The sequence below is a fragment of the Azospirillum sp. B4 genome, from assembly GCF_000333275.1.
GTDB lineage: Bacteria > Pseudomonadota > Alphaproteobacteria > Azospirillales > Azospirillaceae > Nitrospirillum.
Genome location: NZ_BACU01000382.1, coordinates 1 through 7629, shown reverse-complemented (window position 1 = coordinate 7629; position 7629 = coordinate 1). Strand labels below are relative to the sequence as shown.

At 70.9% G+C, this 7629-nt stretch carries 7 protein-coding genes and 1 pseudogene; 5 read left to right on the top strand and 3 right to left on the bottom strand.

Going from position 1 to position 7629, the window contains the following annotated elements:
- Positions 1-32: 32 nt before the first annotated feature.
- The 5 genes and pseudogenes from I55_RS39075 to I55_RS33180 form a co-directional block, all read left to right on the top strand.
- Positions 33-107, top strand: a pseudogene (locus I55_RS39075) (RNA polymerase subunit sigma-70); the annotation flags it as partial.
- Between the two features lie 56 nt (positions 108-163).
- Complete coding sequence (locus I55_RS17005; RefSeq protein ID WP_252181186.1) at positions 164-448, top strand: type II toxin-antitoxin system VapC family toxin; 285 nt, start codon at positions 164-166, stop codon at positions 446-448.
- A gap of 200 nt (positions 449-648) precedes the next feature.
- Positions 649-2376, top strand: a complete 1728-nt coding sequence (locus tag I55_RS17000) for an ankyrin repeat domain-containing protein (protein WP_044561771.1) — start codon at positions 649-651, stop codon at positions 2374-2376.
- Positions 2377-2449: 73 nt separating this feature from the next.
- Positions 2450-4480: a M13 family metallopeptidase gene (locus I55_RS16995; protein WP_044561770.1), complete on the top strand. Its 2031-nt coding sequence runs from the start codon at positions 2450-2452 to the stop codon at positions 4478-4480.
- A gap of 236 nt (positions 4481-4716) precedes the next feature.
- The gene (locus I55_RS33180; protein ID WP_049974214.1) at positions 4717-5271 is read left to right on the top strand and encodes a hypothetical protein; all 555 of its coding nucleotides are present in this window, start codon (positions 4717-4719) and stop codon (positions 5269-5271) included.
- A 4-nt stretch (positions 5272-5275) separates the two neighbouring features.
- Here I55_RS33180 and I55_RS16985 read toward each other — a convergent pair whose 3' ends face one another.
- The 3 genes from I55_RS16985 to I55_RS16975 all read right to left on the bottom strand — a co-directional run.
- Positions 5276-6103 (bottom strand): NAD(P)-dependent oxidoreductase, encoded by an 828-nt coding sequence (locus I55_RS16985; protein ID WP_044561769.1) that lies wholly within the window; start codon positions 6101-6103, stop codon positions 5276-5278.
- Positions 6104-6173: 70 nt separating this feature from the next.
- Positions 6174-7025 carry a fumarylacetoacetate hydrolase family protein gene (locus I55_RS16980; RefSeq protein ID WP_044561768.1) on the bottom strand — a complete coding sequence of 284 codons (852 nt, stop codon included), beginning with the start codon at positions 7023-7025 and terminating at the stop codon, positions 6174-6176.
- A 101-nt stretch (positions 7026-7126) separates the two neighbouring features.
- A partial coding sequence (locus I55_RS16975) for a LysR substrate-binding domain-containing protein (protein WP_044561767.1) occupies positions 7127-7629 on the bottom strand: 503 nt, incomplete at its 5' end.

Below are 7629 nucleotides of genomic sequence, written 5' to 3'. Positions count from 1 at the left end.
CTTGCGAGGCCCCCCGGGCGGAGGAGGTGATCATGCATCGTCAGCGCGTCGCCGCCTTCCAGCGGGCGCTGGAGGCCATGCCGCCCTTGCGCCGGGAGGTGTTCGTCCGCCGCCGCCTGCAGGGGGAAAGCTTGCGTGACATCGCGCTGTCCCTGAAGGCGCCATGCTGTTCAACGTGCTGCGCAACGCGGCGCGGCGCGGCCGGTGCGATGAGGCGCACGTCGACCGTTCACTGGCGCGGCTGGAACGCCTGGCGATTCTTGGCGATGAGGACACCGAGCGCCACGCCTGGTCCACGGCCCGGCAGATCGCGCGCGAGGAAAATCTGACCCTCTATGACGCGGCGTATCTTGAGCTGGCGCTGCGCAAACGGATCCCGCTCGCGTCCTGTGACGCGGCCCTTATCGCCGCCGCGAAACGTCGCGCGGTGGAGGTCCTGTCCGCCTGAGGCCTTTTGGCTCAAGCGCCGCCCATTGACATCCGCCGGCGTTCGACGTTTTCTCAATGCCAGTGCGCATTGGGGCGCCACCTGTCCGCGGCAAGGGGGCCTGGCCTCCACCCAACCGGCTTGATGCCATCTCATAGCCATCCCTTCTTCCGGCCCTTTTCGAGCGGACATCGGGCGTTATTCGGAAAGAAGGTTCCCCCATGACCGCTCGTGCCCTGTCCGCCAACACCACCGTCGAGGCCTTGCGCCGCGAGGCCAAGCGCTGGCTGAAGGCCATCGCCGGCGGCGACACGGCCGCCGCCGTGCGCTTCCTGGAAATCTTTCCCGGCCACACCACGGCGCCCACGCTGCGCCAGGTGCAGCAGGCCCTGGCCCGGGAGCATGGCTACGCCAGCTGGGCGGCCCTGCGGCAGGAGGTGGAGGACCGCGCCCGGACCACGGCGGAGCGTGTCCGCCTGGTGCTGGAGAAGTCCGTCAACCGCTATGGCACCGACCCCGCCACCCGTACCTGGGGCGATTATGAGCGCGACGGTCCCGGGCGCGGCGCCGTGGCCGCCCGCCTGCTGGCCCGCCATCCGGAACTGACCAGGACCAGCATCCACATGGCGGTGGTGGCGCATGACCTGGAGGCCGTGCGCCGGCTGCTGGCCAAGGACCCGGGGCTGGTGCGCGATCGCAGCGATTTCGACGGCTGGACGCCGCTGTCCCGCCTGGCCTATGCCCGCCTGCCGCCCGACATGCTGGATCAGGCGGTGGAGCGCCACGCGCTGGCCATCGCCACCCTGCTGCTGGACGCCGGCGCTGACCCCGACGCCGGCTGGTCCGACGCCAGCCCGGAGTTCACGCCCCTGGTGGGCGTCATCGGCGAGGGTGAGGGCGGGCAGGCGCCCCACCCCCAGGCGGGGGCCTTCGCCCGCCTGCTGGTCGACCGGGGTGCCGACCCGTTCGCCGCCCAGGCGCTGTACAACACCTCGCTGGCGACGGACGACACGTTCTGGCTGGAGTGGCTGTGGGCGGAATCGGCCAAGCGGGGCGGGACCGGCAAATGGACGGGGCCGGCGCCCGACGCCCTGGGCGGACGAAAGGCCCGCAGCGCAGTCGATTATCTGCTGGGCAACGCCGTGGCCAACAACCATCTGCGGCGGGCCCAATGGCTGCTGGAGCATAGGGCCCAGGCCACCGGCGTCAATTTCTATTCCCGCCAGCCGGTCATCAAGCATGCCCTTGTCCATGGCCATGAGGCGATGGTCGATCTGCTGGTCCGCCATGGCGCCGTCCGCCCGACGCTGACGGAGGATGAGGCTTTCGTGGCCGCCGCCGCGGCCGGGGATGTCGCCACCCTGCGCCGGCTGGCGCGGGCGCATCCGGAGTTCCTGCGGGCGATCGCCCCGATGAGCATCGCCATCCAGTCGGGCCACGCCGACCGGGTGGCGGCCTTGCTGGACCTGGGCATGTCGCCCGACGTGGCCGACGACCACGATTGCACCGCCCTGCATTTCGCCGCCCAGGCCGGTGCCATCGCGATCGGCGAAGTGCTGATCGCCCGGGGGGCGATGGTCGACCCGTTCGAAACCCGCTATGGCGGCAGCCCCCTCACCCACGCCGTCTATAATGGGCGGCGGGAGATGGCGGCCTTTCTGGCGGGGCACAGCCGCAACTTCCGGGGGCTGTGCTTCGCCGGGGCCGTGGACCGGCTGCGCGCCCTGCTGGCGGAGGAGCCGGATCGCGCCAACCGCCAGGACCGGCCGGGCGAACCCGCCTTGTTCTGCCTGCCGGACGACGAGGCCCTGGCGGTGGAGGTGACCGAGCTGCTGCTGTCCTTCGGCGCCGATCCCAGCTTCCGCAACCCGCTGGGCCAGACCCCGGCCGAAGCCGCCCGCCGCCGGGGCCTGGACGACGCGGCCGACGTGATCGAGGCGGCGGCGTAGGGGAACAGGGGAGCGGGCGCCGGCCCATCTCTGTTAAGGTGCAGGCCCCATCCCTGCGCTGGTGCCCGCTCCCATGCGCCCTTCCCTCCTGCTGTTCTGCCTGGCCCTGGCGTTGTCCGCCGGGGCATCGGCCCAGCCCTCACCCTGGCCCGGCGGCGCGCCGCAGATCGATGCCGGCAAGGACTTCTTTCGTCACGCCAACGGCGGCTGGCTGGAGGAGACGGCCATCCCGCCCGATCGCCCGGGATATTCCACCGCCACCCAGCTGACCCAAGCGGCCGAGGCCCACGTGCATGAGATGCTGGAGGATGCGGCCCGTGCCGGAGCGCCTGCCGACGGCGAGGCGGCGCAGGTGGGCGCCTATTACGCCGCCTTCATGGATGAGGCGCGGGTGGAGGCGCTGGGCGGCCGGCCGCTACATGGGGAGCTGACGCGCCTGCGCCTGGCCGCCACCCGCGCCACTCTGGCGGAGATGATGGGCCAAGCCAACGCCAGCCTGCACGGATCGTTGTTCCAGCTGTCAGTGGGCCGCGACAGCCGCGACGCCACCCGCCACGCGCTGTACCTGGGCCAGGGCGGCCTGGGCAGCCTGGACCGCGCCTTCTACCTGGATGCCGGTAACGCGGCGCGGCGCACGGCCTATCGCGCCTACGTCGCGCGGCTGCTGACCCTGGCGAACTGGCCACAGGCGGACTCGCGCGCCGACGACATCCTGGCATTGGAGACCAGGATCGCCGCCGCCAGCTGGACCCCGGCGCAGCAGCGGGACGAGCGTGCCATCTACAACCCGATGACTCCAGGGCAGTTGGCCCGCTTGGCCCCGGGCTTCCCCTGGGGCGCCTACCTGGCGGCGGCGGGGATGGGCCAGGTGGAGCGCATCGTGGTGGTGGAACGCACGGCCCTGCCGCCCCTGGCTCACTTGTTCGCCACAACGCCCCTGCCGGTGCTGCGCGCCTGGGCCACCTTCCATCTGATGGACAACGCGGCCCCCCTGCTGGCCAAGGACTATGCTGACGCCTGGTTCGACCTGCACGGCCGCACGGTGGAGGGCAAGACGGCGCCGCCGCCGCGCTGGCGCCAGGCCCTGGCCCAGGTGTCCGGCGGCGGCTGGAAGGACATGGCCCACAGCCGGGGTGCCCTGGGCGACGCGGTGGGCCGGCTCTACACCGCGCGCTGGTTCGACAACCGCGCACAGGCGACGCTGGCCGGCTTGGTCACCCGGATGAAGGCCACGTTGAAGGTGCGCATCGCCGCCTCTCCCTGGATGTCGGCCGAAGCCAAGGCGGAGGCGGCGCGCAAGGTCGACGCCTACCGCATCCTGATTGGCGTGCCGGCTTCGGGCGACCGCTACGACGGCCTGGTCATCCGCCGCGACGACCTGTACGGCAACGTGGTACGGGCCACGGCCTACGCCTGGGCGCGTGACCTTCGCCGGCTGGACCAGCCCGTGGATCCGCAAGCATGGACCATCACGCCGCAGACGGTGAACGCCTATAACGACGGCGCCGCCATGACGGTGGTGTTCACCGCCGCCCTGTTGCAGCCCCCGGCCTTCGACACCAATGCCGACCTGGCCATCACCTATGGCGGCATCGGCGCCATCATTGGGCATGAACTGACCCACGCCTTCGACGACCAGGGCCGGCTGTTCGACGCCGCCGGCCATGCCCGCGACTGGTGGACCAAGGCGGACACCGCCCGCTTCACCACCCTGGCCGACCGGCTGGTGGCACTGTACGGCGGCTGCCAGGTGGCGCCCGGCCTGATGGTCAACGGCCGTCTGACCCTGGGTGAGAACCTGGCCGACGTCGGCGGTCTGCAACTGGCCTACGCCGCCTATCATGCCGCCCTGGCCGATGGGGAGGCGCCGGTGATCAACGGCTTGACCGGCGACCAGCGCTTCTTCCTGGGCTTCGCCCAACTGCGCCGGGGCAAGCGCCGGCCGGAAGCCCTGCGCGCCGACGTGGCCAATGACCCCCACACGCCGGACGCCTGCCGTGTGAACCAGGCCGTGCGCAATGTCGACGGCTGGTACACCGCCTTTGGTGTGGGGACCGGCGCCGCGCTGTACCTGCGGCCGGAGGACAGGGTGCGGGTGTGGTAAGGGCCTGGAACCCGTGAGAAGCGGCTGACGTAATCAAGGCTGCGGAAAGCCGGCCCTGAGGAAAAGCTGACAGGCGCGTCCCTATCCCGAACGGGGCAGGCCGCCCTCTACCACCGGTGGACAGGGGGGATGGATTGGGGAGGACGGACCCGGAAACTATGGGCCGGCCCCGGCGTACCAGCGGGCGACCCGGCAGGGACAGTCCGTCCCCGCCGCCGAACCGATGGAGCGTTTCCATGCGCAAGGTATCAATTCCCGCCGCCGGCCTGATGGCCCTCGCCACCATGCTGGCCACCGCCGCGCCGGCCCTGGCCGGATCACGCAGCCGCAGTTGGTCCGTCACCGGGGCCGGTGGACACAGCTACAGCCGTTCGGTCAACGGCTACAACGACGGCGGCGGCAACGTGGGCCGCTCGGTCACCGCCACCCGTCCCAACGGCCAGACCGCCAGCAGCACCGCCAGCCGAAGCGTGAACAACGGCACCATCACCGACAGCCGCACCGTCACCGGCTTCAACGGCGCGACCAGCACCAGCACGATGACCCGCACCCCCGGCCAGGGCGGCACCGTCACCCACACCAATCCCGGCGGCCAGACCTATTCGGCCACCACCACGCCTTATGATAACGGCAATGGCAATATCGGGCGCACCACCGTGACCAACGGGCCGGCCGGAGCCACCACGCGGGCCTTCACACAGACCAACAACGGTGATGGCACCTATACCGACAGCCGCACGGTGACCACGCCAGACGGCCAGACCCACACCAGCAGCCATACCGGCTGGTGATCCCTCACCAGTGGGCGAAATCAAGGCGTGGGCGGAATCCCAGCTCGGTGGCGGCCCGGGTCGCGTCGTAGACACGATCCAGCCGCGCCGGCAGCGCCCAGCCCCGGCGGTCGAACAGGGCCGCCACGCGCGGCAGCCGGGCGCGGATGAGACCCGCGGCGTCCATGGCCAGCGCCGCCGCTTCCTCCCGTCTGAACGGCGTGAGGGCCGAGATGACGAAGGTGCCGGAGACGGCCACCGACACGGCGTGCACATGCGCCGCCGCCGCGTCGGCCATGGCCAGGCCCCGGTGCAGGCGGTGGGCGGCGCGCACCCCCGCCGGCTCCCGGAAGCAGCGGGCGATGCGCAGGATGGCCAAGCCCCGGGCAAAGCCGGACGCCGCGTCGGCGCACAAATCCTCCGCCGCCCGCTTGGTCGCGTCATAGATGTCGCGCGGCCGGGCGGGCGTGTCCTCATCCACCCAGACCAGGCCGCCCGCCGGCGGCACCAGGCTGTGGCCGTAGAGGGAGGTGGTGGAGGTATAGATGAAGCGCCCCACCCCCGCCTCGGCCGCCAGGCGCAATAGCGTCGCCGTCCCTTGGACGTTCACCCGATGGAAGTCGGCATCCGGCACTTGGCCCACCTGGGGCGCGTGCAGGGCCGCCACATGGATGACGGCGTCCTGGCCCTCAAGGGCCCGCGCCAGCGCGTCAGCATCCGCCACATCCGCCTGGACGTCGGTGGTGGCCGCCACCCGGATGTCCAAGCCGCGCACCCTCCAGCCGCGCGCCCGGCCCTGGCGCACGATGGCGGCGCCCAGAGGGCCGGAGGAACCGGTGACCAGGATGCGCATGGAGCCCTCAAAGCGAACGGGGGACAGGTTTCCCCGCCCCCCGCTTTTACATCAATCAGTCCCGAAAGGCTCAGCGCCGCCAGGCGATGACCGTCTGCTGTTGCGTGCCCAGCAGGTCGGAACCCAGGCGCATGACATCGCCGGCTTTCAGGTACACCGGTTCCGGCTTCACGCCCATGCCCACGCCCGGCGGGGTGCCGGTGGTGATCAGGTCGCCCGGCTGCAGGGTGACGAAGCGGCTGATGTAGCTGACCAGCGTGGCCACGCCGAAGATCATGGTGCTGGTGTTGCCGGTCTGGCGGCGGGTGCCGTTCACGTCCAGCCACAGGTCGATGTTCTGCGGGTCGGCGATCTCATCGGCCGTCACCAGCCAGGGACCGACGGGGCCGAAGGTGTCGCAGCCCTTGCCCTTGTCCCAGGTGCCGCCGCGCTCGATCTGGTATTCACGCTCCGACACGTCGTTGACCAGGACGTAGCCGGCCACATGGGACAAGGCGTCGGCCTCCTCCACATAGCGGGCGGTCTTGCCGATGACGATGCCCAGTTCCACCTCCCAATCGCTCTTCACGCTGCCCTGGGGCAGCATGACCTCGTCATTGGGGCCGTTCAGGCAACTGACCGCCTTGGTGAACAGCACCGGCTCCTTCGGCAGGGGCAGGTTGGATTCGGCGGCATGGTCGGCGTAGTTCAGGCCCACGGCCAGGAACTTGGCGATGCCGGTGTAGGGCACGCCCAGGCGCGGGTCGCCGGACACCACCGGCAGGCTGTCGACGTCCAGCGCCGCCAGCGCGGCCAGCCCTTCGGCCGACAGCTGGGCGGGGCCGATGTCGGCCACATGGCCCGACAGGTCGCGGATCTGGCCGGCGGCATCCAGCAGGCCGGGCTTCTCCTGGCCCACGGGGCCGTAACGCAGCAGCTTCATGGGAAATCCTACCCCTAGAATTGGAAAGGCATGTTAGCGGTCGCAGTTTCCGTCCAAGCCGACACCGCTGGCAATGTCGATCCTGTCATGGCGCGGCGGCGTTACTGGCCGTTGCGGATGTAGGCGGACAGCCCCTCGGCCAGGTGGTCGTACAGCAGGCGGACACGCCGGATGGACTTTAGATCCGGGTGCATGACCAGCCAGGTGTCGAGGTCGAAGCCGAGGGTGCCGGGCAGCAGGTGCACCAGGTCCGGATCGCGCCGGCCCAGCCCCACCTGGCAGATGCCGATGCCGAAGCCGGCGCGGATGGCGGCCAGCTGGGCCAGGTCGCTGTCGGCGCGGAACGCGAAGCGCTCACGCTCCAGGTACAGGCCCCGGGCGCGTATCGCCCTGATGGGCGCCGTTTCGGTATCGAAACCGATCAGGCTGTGCGCCATCAAACCGTCCAGCGAGGTGGGCGTGCCGTGGGTGTCCAGATAGCGGCGATGGGCGTGGAAACCCAGCGCGATCACTCCCAGGTGCCGGGCCACCAGCGCGCCCTGCGTCGGCCGCACCATGCGCACGGCGATGTCGGCGTCGCGGCGCAGCAGATCCTCCGTCTCAT